This window comes from Spirulina sp. CCY15215 (genome assembly GCF_016888125.1).
Classification (GTDB): Bacteria; Cyanobacteriota; Cyanobacteriia; order Cyanobacteriales; family Spirulinaceae; genus CCY15215.
In genome coordinates this window covers 1-461 of record NZ_JACSWA010000354.1, presented here as the reverse complement: position 1 = coordinate 461, position 461 = coordinate 1, and the positions used below count along the sequence as shown (strand labels likewise).

Sequence of the window (461 nt, the reverse complement as noted above, 5' to 3'; positions counted from 1 at the left end):
AGAAAAAACGGGAGATTGATAGCCCCGTCTCTTTAGAGCGGGGTAGAAAATCGACACGGCGAATTTATTCGCCTATGTCTTATCTTGGTTAATCAATTGTAGCAAAAGATTGATAATCTGACAATTTTTTGCTATTGTTTAAGAAGGAGGTAAAAGTTAATGTATGGATGTCAACAAAACTTAATTAAGAAACCTAAATACCACCCTTTTTTAGAGTACCTTTGCAGAACCGCAAACAAGCTCATTAATTGCGGCATCTATCTCGCTCGTCAATATTACTTTAAGTGCAATTACATTGTCGGAAAATATGACCTTGAAAAACAACTCAAAACCAATCAAAACTTTAAATTTTTGTTTGCCCAAGCTGCCCAACAAACCTTAAGAGGAGTCGCCGAATCTTTCAAGTCTTATAAGGAACTTTCTAGGAAGTTCAAAGAAGGCGAGTTAGAAAACCGTCCCCG

1 pseudogene is annotated in these 461 nt (G+C 37.1%); it reads left to right on the top strand.

The features are described from left to right. Positions 1-159: 159 nt before the first annotated feature. Positions 160-461 (top strand): annotated as a pseudogene (locus JUI58_RS08850) (RNA-guided endonuclease TnpB family protein); the annotation flags it as partial.